Origin of the sequence: Bacillus thuringiensis (assembly GCF_001455345.1) — a bacterium.
Lineage (GTDB): Bacteria > Bacillota > Bacilli > Bacillales > Bacillaceae_G > Bacillus_A > Bacillus_A thuringiensis_N.
This window is the reverse complement of sequence record NZ_CP013274.1, coordinates 2,115,891-2,132,572: the sequence shown is the minus strand read 5'-3', so window position 1 is coordinate 2,132,572 and position 16,682 is coordinate 2,115,891. Positions and strand designations below refer to the sequence as shown.

Genomic DNA, 16,682 nt, shown 5'->3' with positions numbered 1-16,682 from the left:
ACCCTTACTATGTATTTTGACTTTATTACTATTTCACTTTAAACAGTATGTCTAGATGTTCTTTTCCTTTCCCTTTAAATATACCCTTTTTAATAACCTAAGGGGAGCTAATAGTGAAATTTTTTAAACGTTAAAACTTTCTTCAGCTCATTACGATTTCAACTAAATTATTCATTAACTACGTAAAAAAAGAGCTGAATTTATCAGCTCTTTTATTCGATATTAATTGTTGTCTTACTGCTTTTTTCTTCTTTCAATTTTGGCAATTCAATTGTCAACACGCCATCTTTATAATTTGCTCTAACATTCTCTTCCTCAACTTGTTTAAAACTAAAGCGTCGAGTTACAGAACCTATAGAACGTTCTTTACGAATATATGTGCCATTCTCATTTTTTTCTTCTACTTCATTATGGTTAGTTGCTTGAATCGTTAATACATCTTGTTCAAATTCAACTTGAATATTTTCTTTTTGAAAACCTGGTAAATCTGCTTTCACTGTATATTTATCAGATTGTTCCTGCACATCTACTTTAAAAGTATCCATGTTCATCGGTTTAAAGAAAGCATCTGTCATCCCCTCTAATAAAGAAGGCCCAAAATCAAAAATACCATTTTGACGTTTTGTTATTTCTGGAAATAAATTACGCATATTTTTTCCTCCTTATTGTTTATGAATGAAAGATTATCTCTTTCTGTCTTTATTATAACATTTGGTCAAAAAAGGTCAAAGATTTTGTTTGACCTTTTTTGATGTATATTTTACCAAATAACACAAATAAGTTATATGTCATCTCTCCCCTTATAAAGAGGAAATATTAACATAATAACGAATAGTTTATTTGCTCTTATTTTTTCTTACAGAGGTTACATATAATAGGATATATTGAAGAACTTAGAAAATTTGTCGGATCGAGACCACTCAATCTAGCAGGAGTTGCTGTAGCTGTTTTCAATGAACAAGGACAAATATTACTTCAACAAAGGCAAAGTGGATTCGTTGAACTTGGTGAATCAACAGAAGAAGTTGGGAGATGAGAAGTGCTCGAAGAAACAGGGATTGAAATAGGAACCTTACAGTTAATAAGCGTATTTTCTGGAAAAGAATTTTTTGTAAAATTACCAAACGGGGATGAATTATATCCTATAACAATCGCATATCTTTGCAAAGATATTAAAGGCGGCTTGCTAAAAGCTGATGGGATCGAATCATTAAGTGTACAATTTTTTAATTTTGATGAGCTACCAGAGAATATTAGCCCATTTATAAAAAAATTAATTGAGCAAAACCTCGTCTCAATTTAAACGTAAAAAGAGACCTTTTTTAAAGGCCTCTTTTTTTCACTTCACTTCTGCATGTAGGCATGATTTAAAATGTCCAAGTGCAAATTCATGCCCTTGCGCATTAAAAGATGCAACCGCCTTTTCATAAACTACAATTTTAAATCCTTTATTATAAGCATCTACTGCTGTGTGAAGAACACAAATATCAGTGCAAACACCTACAAGATGAACTTCTTCTATTCCTCTTTCTCGTAACTTCATCTCTAGGTCTGTTCCTGCAAATGCACTATATCGTGTTTTATCCATATAATATACATTCTCTGCATTTTTATATGTTTCGTACACATCTTGTAATTCACCAAATAACTCTCTTCCATTTGTACCGGCTATGTTATGAGGGGGGAATAACTTTGATTCTGGATGATATACATCGTTTTCTTCATGTTTATCAATCGCAAAGACTACGTAATCTCCATTTTCAATATATTGCTTCGTTAAATAGACAATTTCCTTCTCAATTTCTTGTCCTGGTTTTCCGCATGTTAAAGCACCTTTTTCAGCTACAAAATCATATGTATAATCAATATTTATAAGAGCTCGTTTCATTACTATCTCTCCTTCTCCTGTTTCACAGTAAACAATAGAAAATTTGTTATTACGACATCGTATGTACTATTCGACATTTCAAATGAAATACCTACATTTTTCGTCTGAAACTTACCTTAATCCGAGTTTATCATATAATAGATAAACAATGGTAAAACAAATAGCTCCTATTAATAAATCATGAATTTGATAACGGAGCGTAACTTGCATAACCTCTTGTATCATAAACCACATTACTGCCATCATCATACTAATCAAGACGATACGAATATACCGATTCACATCTTCAACCGCTTCCTCTATCATAGAAGTAATAAGTGATTTCTTTCTATTTAATCGTATTTGAAAACGAAACAAGTTATTCACTATTGCACACTCTAATTCAAACAAAAAAGCACACTACTTTTTTTGAGTAATGTACTTTTTATCCTTATTAAGACGCAGGTTTTGTCTCAAATGTTGCTTGATTAAAACTAATAACCTTTCCTTTCGGGTCATTGTTTTCATACTGAACTGCAGTAATCGTATGACTACCTGTTTCAAGCGTCTTTTCTTTTAATTGTACTGTTGTCTGTGTTGTACTAGTTACTTGATGTTTATCTGCAAACACTCGATCTACAAATACGAATGTTTCTTTATCATTTTGAAAATTAGAAAGCTCTAATTCCACGTGTTGAATTAAAGTATCCTTTTTGATGAATACGGTTGGTATATTACCATTCTCAGAAGTACCATCTGGAGTAATAACTTTCACTTTTCCTTCTCCAATTGGCATTACTCCTTCAGGAAATACAACTATATTCTCATTACTTGCATTTACGACTTGTTCTTCTGGTTTTGATTGTGTCCCCTCTTTTTCCTTTGGAGCACCGCAACCAACTAATAACAATACAGACAATCCAGTGATTATGAATTTTTTCAAAATTCATCCCCCCTGTCATTTGATTATAATTTATTATACAAAAATAACTTTTGAATTTTAAAACTACTTTTAACACTTTCATGAACAATTAGAATCTTGCTCACGATTAATGTATCATACTTTCCTTAATAGAACATTAATTTTTTTTATGAAATAAATAGTAATTCCCTCTTATCTATCATTTTAGCCTAACAGATTAATTACATACCTATCCAAAATAAAAAGACATTGTTTATTCAATGTCTTTTTATTTTCGGCTTTAAAAAACAAATGTTGTAATCTCATCCACTTCTTTTCTCGGAAGTTTCTTCGGCTTATCCTTCGGAAAACCGAGTGAAATAACCATATTTATTTGTTTTTCAGACTCAATTTGTAAATATTGTCGTAGTTCATCTTGAGCTAATAATACCGGTCCTGTCATTGGGCATGTACCAAGCCCCTTCGCATGTGCAGCCAACATTAAGTTTTGTGCCGCTAAACAGCTGCTTTTAATTCCTTCTTCTTCCCAAACTGAATCTGGAACAAAAGCAATTGGATCAAATATCTTTTCACGAAACTTTGATTCATATGGCGTTGCCAAACATACGATTAATACTGGGGCCTCCGAGAAAGCTGTTGCATATGGTCCGAAAGATCGTGTAAGTAATTTCCCTGCTTTCTCTTCTCCGTTTTCTGCCGCTTTTGTCGCAAGTTTATGTAATGCATCCCATGTCATTTGTTCAATTTCTTTAATTTTCTCTCGGTTCATAATGACCAAGAACTCCCAAGTTTGCGAGTTCGTATCACTCGGTGCATAACGAGCACAATCAATAATTTCTTTTATATCACTAGTGGATACTTCTTGCTCTGTGAACTTTCTAACACTTCGTCTACCGTGAATTACTTCTTTAAAATCTTCATAATTCATACATTAAATCCCCTTTTTACAGCGTTTTCAAATCTTGTCCTATCCTTGAATTATATCATGAAAAAAAGCTGGAGGAATACCAGCTTTTTTTCATGATATTAGTTCGTAACTTTAAACAAACGAATACTTTCTTCATATGCAACTTGGAGTTTCTTTGTAATTGGCCCTCTTTCGCCGTTTCCGAACTGCTCGTCACCAATTTGAACGACTGGGAATATTTCAAGTGGTGTCGCTGTGAAGAAGCACTCATCGGCCTCATACACTTCTTGAAGTGAAAATTCTCTTTCTTCTACTTCAATATGTAACTCTTTCGCTAATGTAATAACGTAGTGACGTGTAATGCCGTGTAGAATGAAATTGTCAGCCGGATGTGTAATCAATTTATTATTTTTCACCATAAAGAAATTTGAATGACACCCTTCCGTTACAATTCCATCTCGTACTAATATCGCTTCTTGATAGCCTTGTTCGTTTATTTTATTTTTAATCATAATATTAGGCAGCAGATTTAAAGATTTTATATGACAGAACTTCCAGCGTATATCCTCTTCTACAGTAACTTTTATTCCTCGTTCCATAGCAGCAATTGGTCGTGGAAAAGAAACAATGTTTGCAAAATATGTTGGTTGCATATTTGACTCATATACATGATTACGTGCTTGAGCACCTCTTGATATTTGCAAATATACATTCCCATCTTCTTGAAATTGATTTTTTTCAATCATTTGATATAACTCTTCCACCAACTCTTCCTTAGTAAACGGAGGAATTAGTTTTATTTCTTCCATAGAATGAAAGAATCGTTCTAAATGTAAATCTAATAAATGTGGCTTCCCGTCATATAGTCTGAATACCTCGTATATACCATCACCAAATTGAAAGCCTCTCTCCTCTAATGGAATCATCGGCTGTTCTTCCTTCGTATTTACAATTCTTCCGTTAAATAATATCCAATCTTTATGAGTAGCTTTCATTTATTCCCACTCCTTTATTTCATGATTGTTTTAATTGTACAACTTATCTACACTCAAAAGAAGGAATTTTCTGTATTTTAACAAACGAAAAAGTACATCACCTATTTTAAGTGATGCACTCGTTAATTGACTTACTTCAAAAAATATTTTTCAATATCATCTAACATAAGGTTTGCAGCTACAATACCACCTGCTGTGTTCCAAATCACTTCATCTACTTGGAATACTTTATTATCTTTAGAAGCCTGTAACTGTTTAAATAGAGGATCTTCTGTCCATTCTTTCGCTAATGTGTTTCCTTCATTATTTTTATCTGCATCTTTATCCGATGTGAAATAGAATAAATAATCCCCATCCATATTCGGAATTTGCTCTTTTGTAATTCCTTTTATCGCAAATTCATCTTTATCTTGTAGTGGTGGTCGTTTAAATCCAATATCATTTAATACAACGCCTGAGAATGAATTTTTTTGATAAATACGAACATCACCAGGGACGAAGCGAATAATGGAAACTTTAGAATTAATTTTATCACCTAATTGTCCTTTTATTGCTGCAATACGCTTTTTATAATCATTAAGAGCATTTTGTCCTTCTTTTTCTTTATTTACAGCTTTAGTATAAAGTGTAAAGTTTTCTTTCCAATCACCGCGTAATGTTTCAGTATATACAGTTGGCGCGATTTCTTTTAACTGCTCATATATTTTTTCGTGACGCATTTTATTTCCGATAATTAAATCCGGCTGAAGCTTCATTACTGCCTCTAAATTAATGTCACGCTCAGTTCCTACTACTTTTGTATTTTTTAACTCTTTCTCTAAATGAGGATACCATTCATCACCAGCTCGTGGTTTTGTCGTTCCAACTGGCGTTACTCCAACAGATAAAAGTGCCTCAGCGCCCTCATTTGTTAAAACAACAACTCTTTTTGGCGTACCATTCACTGTCGTTTCGCCCATTGCATGTTTTATCGTATACGAATCTTTTGCTTTAGCTGCTGTATCATTTTCTTTCTTCTCTTCTTTACTACACCCTGCGATTATGATCGTTAGTAGCATAACACAAAATATAAGTATATTTTTAGTGCGTGTCATAAGTCCTCCTAGTTGAAATTGATTATCATTTACATTTTAAAGAGTAATGTATATCTCATACATTGTCAATAGATATATCAGAAATCTTTTTCAATATATATAATTTAGACCTCATTTTTATTCAAACTATTTTTGTGCTTATTTGCTACTCGCATTTTTTAACTGTAACATATGAAAAACAAGGACATAAGAAAGCAATTGGAATGCCTGTTAAAATAAAAAAAACCGCCTTATGTAAGGCGGTTTCTATCATTTTGTTTTAACCAATTTAAAATAAATATATACGATTGATAGTGAATATAACGTATGCAAAATAAAAGGAATAAAAGGGCTATTCCAGTGGTACTATACAGCAAACCGAACTTCAAAAAAATATTTAACAGCGGTGGAAAGTTCGTTATGTTTTGTAATGTAAGTAGCATACAAAACAAAAGGAAAAACACTGGAGCATATTGTAATTCATACGGCTTTCTCTTCTTATTCATTCTTTTTTGAATAAGCATATGGCTTAGCTCCGCTACTAAAAAACACCCTCCAATTAATACAAGACCAGAAGTCATCGTCATACACCCACCTGCCTTATATTTATCCCGCATAACTGCTCATCACTATATTTTCTTCACATATATCCCATCTTCCTCATTAAACCCAAAGCTCTCTATAAATGATTTTGCTTGTTCTGTTAATTCCGTTTGTACTACCTTTATCTCTTTCACATTTCTTTCTTTCATCATTGTTTCAAATGTAAAATACGTATTTGTTCCATAACCGTAACTTTGATAATCAAAGTGAATAATTAGCTGAGATAAAATCGCACTCTCTTCCTGAACACGATAATCTATTACACCAATATATGTATCATCGACTTTCACACAATACTGTACCTGCTTCTCACTTAAACTATGTGAGCGAAACATTTCTTTAACAACGCTTTCATTTTCTACAGTTACTTTTTCAAACGTAATCATATGTTGTCCATCCTTTTACTATTATTGTATCAATTATACGTCCTATTTATGAAAAAAACCTTAAGACCGTATGCGATCTTAAGGTTTTTCTAATTAAACTAAGCTATACGCACGTTTCGTTTCTTCGTGGAACTTATTCGTATCGTATTTATGCTCAACATAAATTTGATGCCATACCATAAACGCAAGTACAGTCCAAATTTTACGGCTATAATCGCCTTTATCTGCACAATGCGCTTCCAGTAAGTTTAATACATACTGTTTGTCGATTAAATGCTCTGTTTTACTCTCGTTTATAATATTGATAGCCCAATCATGCATTTCGTCTTTTAACCAGTGACGAATTGGTACTGGGAATCCAAGTTTTTTACGATCTAATACGTGATCTGGCACGATTCCGCGTGCTGCTTCACGTAAAATAGCTTTCGTAGTTCCGTTAGCAATCTTAAATTCAGTTGGAATTTTAGATGCAACATCAAACACTTCTTTATCTAAGAACGGTACACGAAGTTCTAATGAATTCGCCATTGTCATTTTATCAGCTTTTAATAAAATGTCACCGCGTAACCATGTGAACATGTCAATGTACTGCATTTTGCTTACATCATCATAATCTTTAATTTCGTTATACAATGGTTTCGTGATATCCATATAGTTAACACTCTCATTGTAATACTTCATTAATTCCGCTTTCTCTTCTTCACGGAAGATTTTCGCGTTTCCATAGTAACGCTCTTCAATTGGCGTACATCCACGCTCTAGGAAGCTCTTTCCTTTAAAGCCTTCTTTAAGAGCACCACTTAATGCTTTTAGGACGCTCTTTCCTGGGCTAGGAATGTAAGAGAACATTTTTAGTGAGTTCGGCTCACGATAAATGTTATAACCACCAAATAGCTCGTCTGCACCTTCACCTGAAAGAACAACTGTTACATGCTTACGCGCTTCTTTTGCAACGAAGTACAATGGTACAGCTGCTGGATCTGCTAAAGGATCATCCATATGCCAAATGATTTTTGGGAACTCATCCATAAACTCTTTCGCTGAAATGAATACGTTATGGTTTTTAACGCCTAATTTCTCAGCAGTTTCTTTCGCAACATCAACTTCACTGAAACCACGTTGCTCAAAACCAACAGAGAATGTCAATAAGTTTGGATTCATTTCTCTTGCAATAGAAGCGATAATAGATGAATCGATACCACCAGATAAGAATGAACCTACTGGTACATCACTACGCATATGCACTTTTACTGAATCATATAGCACATCACGAATCGCTTGGATATGCTCCTCTTTCGTTGCACTTGAAGCATTGAAATAAGGCTTCCAGTAGCGATGAATTTCCATCTCTTTACCGATTTCTTTTACGAAATAATGACCAGGCTCGATTTTGTTAACATCAATTGTTAATGTTTCTGGCTCTGGACCATATTGATACGTAAAGTAATGTTGCAGTGACGTTGGATTAACACCTTTATCTTCCATCACATGCATAATACTTTTCTTCTCAGATGCGAAGAATGTAGTATCACCTTGTTGTGCGATGTATAAAGGTTTAATACCGAAGTGATCACGTGCACCGAAAAGTTTCTTCTCTTCACGATCCCAAATCATAAATGCAAACATACCACGAAGGTAGTCTACACATTTTTCTTTCATATGTGCATACAATGCAATGATAACTTCTGTATCAGATTGCGTTGCAAACGTTGCACCTTTTTCAAGTAACATTTCACGTAATTCTACATAGTTGTAAATTTCACCATTAAAAATAATTACATATCGATCATTTTCATAAGTTAGCGGCTGATGTCCTGCCTCTAAGTCAATGATACTTAAACGGCGGAAGCCAAATTGTACATGTTCATCACGAAAATATCCTTCGTCATCTGGACCACGGTGGAAAATCATCGTGTTCATATTTTCAAATTGATGTTTTTCTGTTTCTGAAAACTCTCTAGGGTTTTCACATAAACATCCTACAAAACCACACATACTTCTTACCCTCTTTCAGTTTTCATTCTGTCTCTATACTACTATATCAACCCTATTTATACTAGCATAATCAACTGAATATGGCGACCAAAAACTATAAAAAAATCACTCCATTTCACATTTTTAACAATTTTTTATGAAAACATGAAAACTAGGCACTCACCTTTCTCCGCTTTTGTCATATGATATTGCAAATTGATTTTTAGGAGGGAATATCATGAGTGAAGAAAAAAAAGACTCTTCTCGCCCACCGGTTCGTAATTATTTAAAGCAAATTGATGATTTCTTCGAGCAAACACCACTTCGTAATGTAATCGCTGATTTAAATCATTTTTTCCAAAAAGGAAACCGTTTATTAACATTCCCTGTAGATTTATATGAAGTTGGTGAAGAACTCGTTGTTACAGCTGAACTACCAGGTATACAAAAAGAACAAATTCAAATTGAAATACAAAGTGAATACTTAAAAGTCTCTGTAAAAGAAGAAATACTCGAAGAGGCTGAAGAAGAAACATCTCATAACTATTATCGCCGAGAACGTTCCATTTCAGAAGCATCCAGATTGATTAAATTACCGTACTCCATTAATAAAAAAGCTGCGAAAGCTTCGTATCAAAATGGCGTGTTAGAAATTCGGGCACCAAAACTTCCTCAACAACATGACATTTTATCCATAGACTAATGTAAAAAAGAAGGGTGCTTGAATCTGCACCCTTCTTTTTATTCTGCTAATCGCTTCATATCACGTATAATGTCTTCGTACGGCGTATTACTAATGCCACTATACTTTTTCATTACTTTTCCGTTTTGATCAATTAAATAAAATGATGTACCATGCATAACTTGACCATTCTCAGGTTTATCTACAAGTGTTTGGAAATTATCTTTTGCAAACTTTGTAATATCTTCTAACGAATAACCTGTTAACAGGTTCCAGTTACTTGTATCTTCTGTAAACTTTTGAATAAAAGCTTTCAAGTTTTCCGGCTTATCAAGGTCAGGATCTACGCTAAATGATACAAACTGAACATCTAATTTCTCTTCCTTCGCCATTTTCTGTAATTTTGCCATATTAGCAGTCATTGGCGGACAAACGGTTTGACAGTTTGTGAACATAAAATCTGCAACCCAAACTTTCCCTTTTAAATCTTTTGTACCAAATGGTTTTCCATCTTGATTTGTAAATTGGAAAGTTTCTAAATCCCAATTCAATGGTTTACGAAGCTTTGAACCTGATCCACTACATCCAGCAAGTACAAAGAGACAAAATACAACCATAAGACCAATTACTTTTTGATATCGCTTCATTTATAAACCTCTTTTCTCTCTCCTAAATTTAAATAGGTTATGTTTATCATAACAAAAGTTAACACTACGAGAAAATTGTTTACTACATTTGTTCACGAAATCGTACGAATTTACGTATGTTACTTCTTTATTTCAAGCGAATTACTAGACAAAATATATTTTCCCACTATTATTTCTCTAAATAGAAGTTGCAAAACTAATTTTATTTTTACTTTTGTAAATACCTACCCCTATTTTTTTACAATTACTTAAACATTCATCCATGTTATACACTGTATTCCTTAACAACATTTCGGTACAATACAATTACAACGATTTTAAATGAGGTGATGTTCATGGCAAAGCGCTATGAAAATATGGATAATGTTAGCACAAAAAAATCAATTCGTTCTTTTATACGCTGGCGTAAAGAACGAAAGCAAAACAAAAAAGATTTTTCTTTCTTAGTAGAACAATCACCTGTTAAACAAAGTCGATTTTTGCAAAGTAATGTTGAAAAAACGACTGTCACATGGATTGGGCATTCCACTTTTCTTATCCAAACAAATGGACTTAATATATTAACGGATCCAGTATGGGCCAATAAATTAAAGCTAGTCCCAAGACTTACAGAACCTGGACTTTCTATAAACGAACTACCTAAAATTGATATTGTTCTTCTTTCACATGGTCATTATGATCATTTAGATTTTTCAACACTTCGCCAACTTAACGATGACATATTATACTTAGTACCCATTGGGCTAAAAAAATTATTTACTCGTAAAAAATTCAACAATGTAGAAGAGTATAAATGGTGGGAAAGTACGACTATTGATGATGTCTCCTTTCACTTCGTACCTGCTCAGCACTGGACGAGAAGATCATTATTTGATATGAATACTTCTCACTGGGGTGGCTGGATTATTAAGAATGACAATATGGAGGAAACCATTTATTTTTGTGGAGACAGTGGCTATTTCCAGGGTTTCAAAGAAATTGGTAAACGCTTTTCAATTGATATTGCTCTTATGCCAATTGGTGCTTATGAACCAGAATGGTTTATGAAAGTATCTCATGTTTCACCTGAAGAGGCAGTGCAAGCTTATTTAGATTTAAACGCTACGCATTTTATTCCAATGCATTACGGAGCTTTTGCACTTGCCGATGAAACACCCCGCGAAGCAATAACTAGACTTCGAAATAATTGGAATTTGCGCATGTTACCGTGGGAACAACTACATGTACTCTTCTTAGGTCAAACTTTCACTTATAATAGCATAACAAATGATAAGCAAGTGAATGAAAAAATTGAAACATTACATGTATAACTGAGCTACTTATTTTCTATAACTAACATATAATATAGAAAATTATAAAGGGTGCTTTCTATGAATAAATATTTACAGACGCGCTATATCATTAGCGGTAGTGCCTGTATAGCCCTACTTATTTCTTACTTTCTATTTACATAAAAAAGCTACTTGAAATATATTTTCAAGTAGCTTTTTTATTACTCTGCTAAATACATAAATCCGATTGCACCCGGACCTGTATGAGTACTAATAATAGGCGTTGTATAGAAAATTTCTGATTGAGCAAACCCACTCACTTTTTCAACCGCCTCTTTTACACTTTCAGCTAAAGGAATTGCTTTCGCATGCGGAATTGCCACAGCTTTTACAACTTTTCCAGCTGTATCTTCCTCAAATAACTTAGCTAACGTTTTTACAATTTGGCCTTGGCTACGCACTTTCGTTACAGGGTTATAAACACCATCTTCAAGGCTAGCAATTGGCTTTATATTAAGCAGTGAACCGATAAATGCTTTTCCTTTACCGATACGCCCACCCTTCACTAAGTTCTCCAATGTATTTACTACTACATATAAACGAGTATTCTTTCTCACTTCATCTACACGTTTTAAAATTTCTTCTAGTGGGCGTCCTTCATTTGCCATTTTCGCAGCTTCGATTACTTGATATGCTAAAGCATGTGTAATAAATTGCGAATCAACAACTGTTACTTTTGTATCAGTCATTGATGCAGCACTATTTGCAGTTGCCACAGTACCACTCATTCCACTTGTCATATGAATGGAAAGTACTTCACTTCCATCTTCACCTAACTTGTCATACATTTCTACAAATGTACCCATTGCTGGTTGTGATGTTTTTGGTAGTTCCTCTGATTTAAGCATTTCTTCAATAAATTCATCCGGTTGCAGATCTACGCGATCTAAATATGTTTGTCCATTTACAGAGATTGATAATGGTAGAACATGAATGTCATACTTATCAATTACCTCTTGTGATAAATCCGCCGTTGAATCTGTTACAATTTTAATTTTTTGCATATTATATTCTTCCCTTTCCAATACGCTCTCCCTGTTATTATACTAGTATTCCCATCGCTTTCAACAATTTGGAACGAAATTTCATCAAATTAATTATATTTTTATATCTAAATCGAAAAAGACAGAGTTTCTAACCCTGTCTCTACTCTATATCATGCATTTTTTTCAAGAGTATTTGTTTTATATACATTTAAATAATCATTCCACTTCAAACAATTTTGTAAATATTCACGGAAAGAATACGAAAATCTTGGGTGTTTTTGTTTTTGAATTTTTGCAATAAATAATTGAAGACGAGACTGAATTAGAAACGATAATGGATGCTGCGCCTGTAGGACAGGGATTTCAAATATTTTAATACAATCCCCTGTTGAATGAGTGAAATAAAAACTTTTCGTAATCACAATATCAATCCTCTTTTTCATTGGATTTTGAACTTTCTCTACTTTACGCTGTAACACGTGTTTAAAGTGGAGACTCCTATGAATACAACAGTATCCTTAGACAATCCCTTTAATCCTTATAGTTTGAAGATTTATCCTCTATTCATCTCCACCTAATCCATCCCCCATCCTAAATATCCGTTAAGACAGGAATCTCGTTATCCGTAAACTACTTAATACATTCAGTATAAACTTATAAAAGCGCAAAGTTTGTCTAAATTTTGGAGATTCTATAATTTTTTTCTTCTATATATTGTATACGTTTATAGCTAGAGTATAACAAATAAATAAAAAAAGTGCCTTTATAACGAGGCACTTTTCGACTGAATTTCTTCTCTTTTCTTTTTGCGCTTAATAACAATCTTTGATAGAGCGATACTAATTTCATAAATACAAATAAGTGGGACAGCTACTAAACTGTGTGATAAAAAATCAGGCGGTGATATACACGATGCAATGATAATCAATGCTACGTATGCATACCTTCTTATTTTTATGAGAAATTCCGCTGTCAACAATCCAATACTTGTTAAAAACATTACAACTACAGGTAATTCAAAGATTACAGCAAATGGAACTGTTAAATTAAGAACAAAATGAAAATACTTTTCTGTCGTAAACATCGTATTAAACATTTCGTTACCTATCGTAGTTAAAAAATGAAATAAAAACGGCATTACAACGAAATATCCAAAACATAAACCAGCAAGAAATAATATGGACAATACCGGTATATACATCACTGTCATCTTTTGTTCATTTGGATGTAAACCCGGTTTTACAAATAACCAAATTTGTATAGCAGCAAAAGGAATTGTACAAACGATAGCAAATACTGTAGCAATCGAGAAAAAAATCCACAATACATCACTCGGTCCCAGAACTGTTAACTTCATCGGCAAGTCTTTTACGAGCCAAAAATATATATCCTTCGTAAAAGTAAATCCAATAATTAAAAATAGTACAAATGATAAGACTGTATATATTACTCGTTTACGAAGCTCAACAATGTGTTCTACTACGCTCATTTCTTGATCTTCCATCTCGTTCACCACACTTTATTTATCCATTACAAGGAAAATACATTACATTTTTTCCTTCTTTTCCTTCTCTTGAAATGCGTCATCTGTCAATTCTTTCGTTGATTTTTTAAACTCTTTTAACGTTTCCCCTAAAGCCTTTCCGATCTCCGGCAATTTTTTAGGCCCAAATAAAATGAGTACAGCTACTAAAATTAAAATTAACCCTGGAAAGCCAATATTTGAAAACATTTCTCCATCCCCTTTATTAGTAGATTCCTTGTCCTACTATTACATAATTTTATTTTGTCAAAAAAGTTTGAAAACGTCAACAAATCCATTGACTTTTGTCAAAAAAATTCAAAAATATAATCAATTATACAAATTTCATTTTCTATTGCCCTTGTGTATGATATGGTAAGGGAAACGACATATTATTTTATGATAGTAGAAAGGATTTGCATTATGACTGAAAAAATGACACGAATGACACAATTTGTTAAAGAAGAAATTGCAAATGCAATTACACATGGTATCGGTGCCATTTTAAGCATCCCTGCCTTAATTATATTGATTATTCACGCCTCTAAACATGGTACCGCATCTGCAGTAGTTGCCTTTACGGTTTATGGTGTAAGCATGTTCTTACTGTACTTGTTTTCAACATTGCTACATAGCATTCACCATCCAAAAGTAGAAAAATTATTTACTATACTAGATCACTCAGCCATTTATTTATTAATCGCTGGCACATATACTCCTTTTTTACTTATTACACTTCGCGGAACATTAGGCTGGACCTTACTCGCTATTATATGGACACTAGCAATCGGAGGTATCGTCTTCAAAATTTTCTTTGTACGTCGCTTTATTAAGGCATCAACATTATGTTATATCATAATGGGATGGCTCATAATCGTAGCCATTAAACCGCTTTATGAAAATCTAACTGGACATGGTTTTTCACTACTTTTAGCCGGTGGAATTTTATATTCTGTCGGGGCTATATTCTTCCTTTGGGAAAAGTTGCCTTTCAATCATGCCATTTGGCATCTTTTCGTCTTAGGTGGTAGTGCGATGATGTTCTTCTGCGTACTCTTTTACGTCTTACCTGCAGCATAATAAAAAGGTTTCAGCTTATATCAAGCTGAAACCTTTTTATTACTTATGTAATTGTGATGCGATAACTTCCTGTGTATGCTTCGTTAACTCTTTAATATCCATATTTGCATACTCTTCAGGTGTAATCGGCTTAGAAATTGTTACTGTTGCATGAGCTGGTTTCATACGGTTTCCATTCGCTTCAAACATTTTATATGTCCCATCTAGTGTTACAGGTAAAATTGCTACACCAGATTTTACTGCAAGGTGAAAACTTCCAGCTTTAAACTCTCCAATTTCGCCACCCTTACTTCTTGTCCCTTCCGGGAAAATTACGATAGAATGTCCATTCTTTAATAGCTCAATTCCATCTTTAATTGCTTGAAGTGATTGACGACGATCGCTACGATCCATAAATACACAATTCATAAGTTCCATCCAAGTTGGTACAACTGGAAACTTTTTAATCTCTGCTTTTGAAACGAATCCAATTGGTTTATTTAAGTAACCTAGTAAAATAGGGATATCCATATTACTCTGATGATTACTTACAACTAGTACCGGCTTGTCTTTTGGGACATTTTCAAGTCCTTTCACTTCTACTGCCCCACCAGCTACACGTACCATTTTCTTACCAAACCAATTTGTCGTTTTGTACACAGCATTATCTTTTTCTTGTGGCGACATCGTATTTACTTGTCTTTTAAGACGCCACATTCTCGGTGTAATCGCAATTACGATTAAAATTAAATAAAAGATTTTAAAAAACGTTTGAATCATACAGAACCCCCACCTATTATCATTCCGACCTTCATTATACTAGACAAACGAAGGAAAAAGAAGAAAAAATGTCCAAACAGCAAGTGTTTGGACATTTTTAAGTATTCTATATTAGAAACGTTTTGCTAATTCACGAGCATTAGCAATTGCTGCTTCTTTAATTTCTTGTGCTTTTTCAGGGTTTGCATTCATGCCTTCAACTGCAATATATTCAGTATCATTTACACCGACAAATCCTAATACAGTTTTTAAGTGATTGCGACCGAAGTCTACAGCTGCGTATGCTCCTTCAGAATATACGCCACCTGTTGCTTGAATATGAAGTGCTTTTTTACCTTCTAATAAGCCGACTGGACCATTTTCAGTATATTTGAATGTTTTACCTGCGATTGCTACGTTATCTAAGTATGCTTTTACTACTGGTGGATAGCTAAAGTTCCACATTGGAGTTACGAATACATAACGATCTGCATGCATAAATGTTTCTAAGTTTGTGTTCATTGCTGCAACTTTTTGTTGTTGAACTTCAGTTAAAGTTTCAAAACCTTCACCTGCTGCAAATTTACCCCAAGCAGCAAATACATCTGCATCGATTGCTGGTACTGTAGTGTTGAATAAATCAATTGTTACAACTTCGTCTTGTGGATGTTCGTTTTTATAAGCTTCGATGAAAGCTTCCCCTACTGCCATTCCGAAAGAACCTTCTGCTGAATTTGGATTTGCTGTAATAAATAGTACTTTTGTCATTGTATTCTCTCCCTTTTTTCTCTTTATCTTTAATTCAAGATTTGTTTTTTAAAAGTTAATAACTTACCTTATGTAAGTATAATACAAAAAGTTTTAATTGATGTCAATAAAAAATAGCTACTTTTTTTTCGTAAGTTAATGATTTATTTCGTTTCCTTAAAATTCAGTATACAAATATTAAGAATTCCTTCATATAAAAAG

20 protein-coding genes and 1 pseudogene are annotated in these 16,682 nt (G+C 33.4%); 4 read left to right on the top strand and 17 right to left on the bottom strand.

The features are described from left to right. Window positions 1-212 precede the first annotated feature (212 nt). A complete protein-coding gene (locus ATN06_RS11185; protein ID WP_060630685.1) occupies window positions 213-650 on the bottom strand; it encodes an Hsp20/alpha crystallin family protein in 438 nt (145 codons plus the stop codon). Window positions 651-874: 224 nt separating this feature from the next. On the opposite strand from ATN06_RS11185, the pseudogene ATN06_RS11180 reads away from it, so the two are divergent. After that, a pseudogene (locus tag ATN06_RS11180) lies at window positions 875-1,303 on the top strand (NUDIX hydrolase). Window positions 1,304-1,339: 36 nt separating this feature from the next. Here ATN06_RS11180 and ATN06_RS11175 read toward each other — a convergent pair. The 9 genes from ATN06_RS11175 to asnB all read right to left on the bottom strand — a co-directional run bounded on the left by ATN06_RS11175 (window position 1,340) and on the right by asnB (window position 8,748). Further along, a complete protein-coding gene (locus ATN06_RS11175; protein ID WP_060630684.1) occupies window positions 1,340-1,888 on the bottom strand; it encodes a cysteine hydrolase family protein in 549 nt (182 codons plus the stop codon). Between the two features lie 111 nt (window positions 1,889-1,999). Continuing rightward, window positions 2,000-2,254: a hypothetical protein gene (locus tag ATN06_RS11170; protein ID WP_088116055.1), complete on the bottom strand. Its 255-nt coding sequence runs from the start codon at window positions 2,252-2,254 to the stop codon at window positions 2,000-2,002. Window positions 2,255-2,321: 67 nt separating this feature from the next. Next, the gene (locus tag ATN06_RS11165; RefSeq protein ID WP_060630683.1) at window positions 2,322-2,810 is read right to left on the bottom strand and encodes a hypothetical protein; all 489 of its coding nucleotides are present in this window, start codon (window positions 2,808-2,810) and stop codon (window positions 2,322-2,324) included. Between the two features lie 259 nt (window positions 2,811-3,069). Next, complete coding sequence (locus ATN06_RS11160; RefSeq protein ID WP_060630682.1) at window positions 3,070-3,717, bottom strand: nitroreductase family protein; 648 nt, start codon at window positions 3,715-3,717, stop codon at window positions 3,070-3,072. 98 nt (window positions 3,718-3,815) lie between these two features. Further along, on the bottom strand, window positions 3,816-4,691 hold the full coding sequence (gene dat / locus ATN06_RS11155; RefSeq protein ID WP_060630681.1) for a D-amino-acid transaminase: 876 nt from the start codon (window positions 4,689-4,691) through the stop codon (window positions 3,816-3,818). Between the two features lie 131 nt (window positions 4,692-4,822). Continuing rightward, window positions 4,823-5,785, bottom strand: a complete 963-nt coding sequence (locus ATN06_RS11150; RefSeq protein WP_060630680.1) for an ABC transporter substrate-binding protein — start codon at window positions 5,783-5,785, stop codon at window positions 4,823-4,825. A gap of 230 nt (window positions 5,786-6,015) precedes the next feature. After that, complete coding sequence (locus ATN06_RS11145; RefSeq protein WP_000200473.1) at window positions 6,016-6,345, bottom strand: hypothetical protein; 330 nt, start codon at window positions 6,343-6,345, stop codon at window positions 6,016-6,018. Window positions 6,346-6,393: 48 nt separating this feature from the next. Beyond that, window positions 6,394-6,753, bottom strand: coding sequence for a GNAT family N-acetyltransferase (locus tag ATN06_RS11140; protein ID WP_060630679.1), 360 nt, complete (start codon window positions 6,751-6,753; stop codon window positions 6,394-6,396). Window positions 6,754-6,846: 93 nt separating this feature from the next. Beyond that, window positions 6,847-8,748 carry an asparagine synthase (glutamine-hydrolyzing) gene (asnB, locus tag ATN06_RS11135; RefSeq protein WP_000333816.1) on the bottom strand — a complete coding sequence of 634 codons (1,902 nt, stop codon included), beginning with the start codon at window positions 8,746-8,748 and terminating at the stop codon, window positions 6,847-6,849. Window positions 8,749-8,965: 217 nt separating this feature from the next. Between asnB and ATN06_RS11130 the strand changes: the two genes are divergently transcribed. Next, on the top strand, window positions 8,966-9,430 hold the full coding sequence (locus ATN06_RS11130) for an Hsp20/alpha crystallin family protein (protein WP_001288083.1): 465 nt from the start codon (window positions 8,966-8,968) through the stop codon (window positions 9,428-9,430). A gap of 38 nt (window positions 9,431-9,468) precedes the next feature. Here the strand turns inward: ATN06_RS11130 and ATN06_RS11125 are convergent, their stop codons facing one another. Then, entirely contained in the window at window positions 9,469-10,056 is a 588-nt protein-coding gene (locus tag ATN06_RS11125) for an SCO family protein (RefSeq protein WP_060630678.1), read from the bottom strand. Between the two features lie 335 nt (window positions 10,057-10,391). Between ATN06_RS11125 and ATN06_RS11120 the strand changes: the two genes are divergently transcribed. After that, window positions 10,392-11,366: an MBL fold metallo-hydrolase gene (locus ATN06_RS11120; protein ID WP_060630677.1), complete on the top strand. Its 975-nt coding sequence runs from the start codon at window positions 10,392-10,394 to the stop codon at window positions 11,364-11,366. Between the two features lie 182 nt (window positions 11,367-11,548). Here the strand turns inward: ATN06_RS11120 and ATN06_RS11115 are convergent, their stop codons facing one another. The 4 genes from ATN06_RS11115 to ATN06_RS11100 form a co-directional block, all read right to left on the bottom strand. Then, a complete protein-coding gene (locus ATN06_RS11115; protein ID WP_060633127.1) occupies window positions 11,549-12,391 on the bottom strand; it encodes a DegV family protein in 843 nt (280 codons plus the stop codon). Between the two features lie 152 nt (window positions 12,392-12,543). Continuing rightward, window positions 12,544-12,795, bottom strand: coding sequence for a DUF2535 family protein (locus tag ATN06_RS11110; protein WP_000629012.1), 252 nt, complete (start codon window positions 12,793-12,795; stop codon window positions 12,544-12,546). Window positions 12,796-13,136: 341 nt separating this feature from the next. Then, complete coding sequence (tatC, locus tag ATN06_RS11105) at window positions 13,137-13,877, bottom strand: twin-arginine translocase subunit TatC (protein WP_060630676.1); 741 nt, start codon at window positions 13,875-13,877, stop codon at window positions 13,137-13,139. A 42-nt stretch (window positions 13,878-13,919) separates the two neighbouring features. Further along, window positions 13,920-14,105 carry a twin-arginine translocase TatA/TatE family subunit gene (locus ATN06_RS11100; RefSeq protein ID WP_000492443.1) on the bottom strand — a complete coding sequence of 62 codons (186 nt, stop codon included), beginning with the start codon at window positions 14,103-14,105 and terminating at the stop codon, window positions 13,920-13,922. 213 nt (window positions 14,106-14,318) lie between these two features. Between ATN06_RS11100 and trhA the strand changes: the two genes are divergently transcribed. After that, window positions 14,319-14,975, top strand: a complete 657-nt coding sequence (trhA, locus tag ATN06_RS11095; RefSeq protein WP_060630675.1) for a PAQR family membrane homeostasis protein TrhA — start codon at window positions 14,319-14,321, stop codon at window positions 14,973-14,975. A gap of 39 nt (window positions 14,976-15,014) precedes the next feature. On the opposite strand, the gene ATN06_RS11090 is transcribed toward trhA, so the two are convergent. Together ATN06_RS11090 and ATN06_RS11085 are read right to left on the bottom strand one after the other, a co-directional pair. Further along, window positions 15,015-15,734, bottom strand: a complete 720-nt coding sequence (locus ATN06_RS11090) for a lysophospholipid acyltransferase family protein (protein WP_060630674.1) — start codon at window positions 15,732-15,734, stop codon at window positions 15,015-15,017. A 111-nt stretch (window positions 15,735-15,845) separates the two neighbouring features. Next, the gene (locus ATN06_RS11085) at window positions 15,846-16,481 is read right to left on the bottom strand and encodes an FMN-dependent NADH-azoreductase (protein WP_060630673.1); all 636 of its coding nucleotides are present in this window, start codon (window positions 16,479-16,481) and stop codon (window positions 15,846-15,848) included. Window positions 16,482-16,682: the final 201 nt, after the last annotated feature.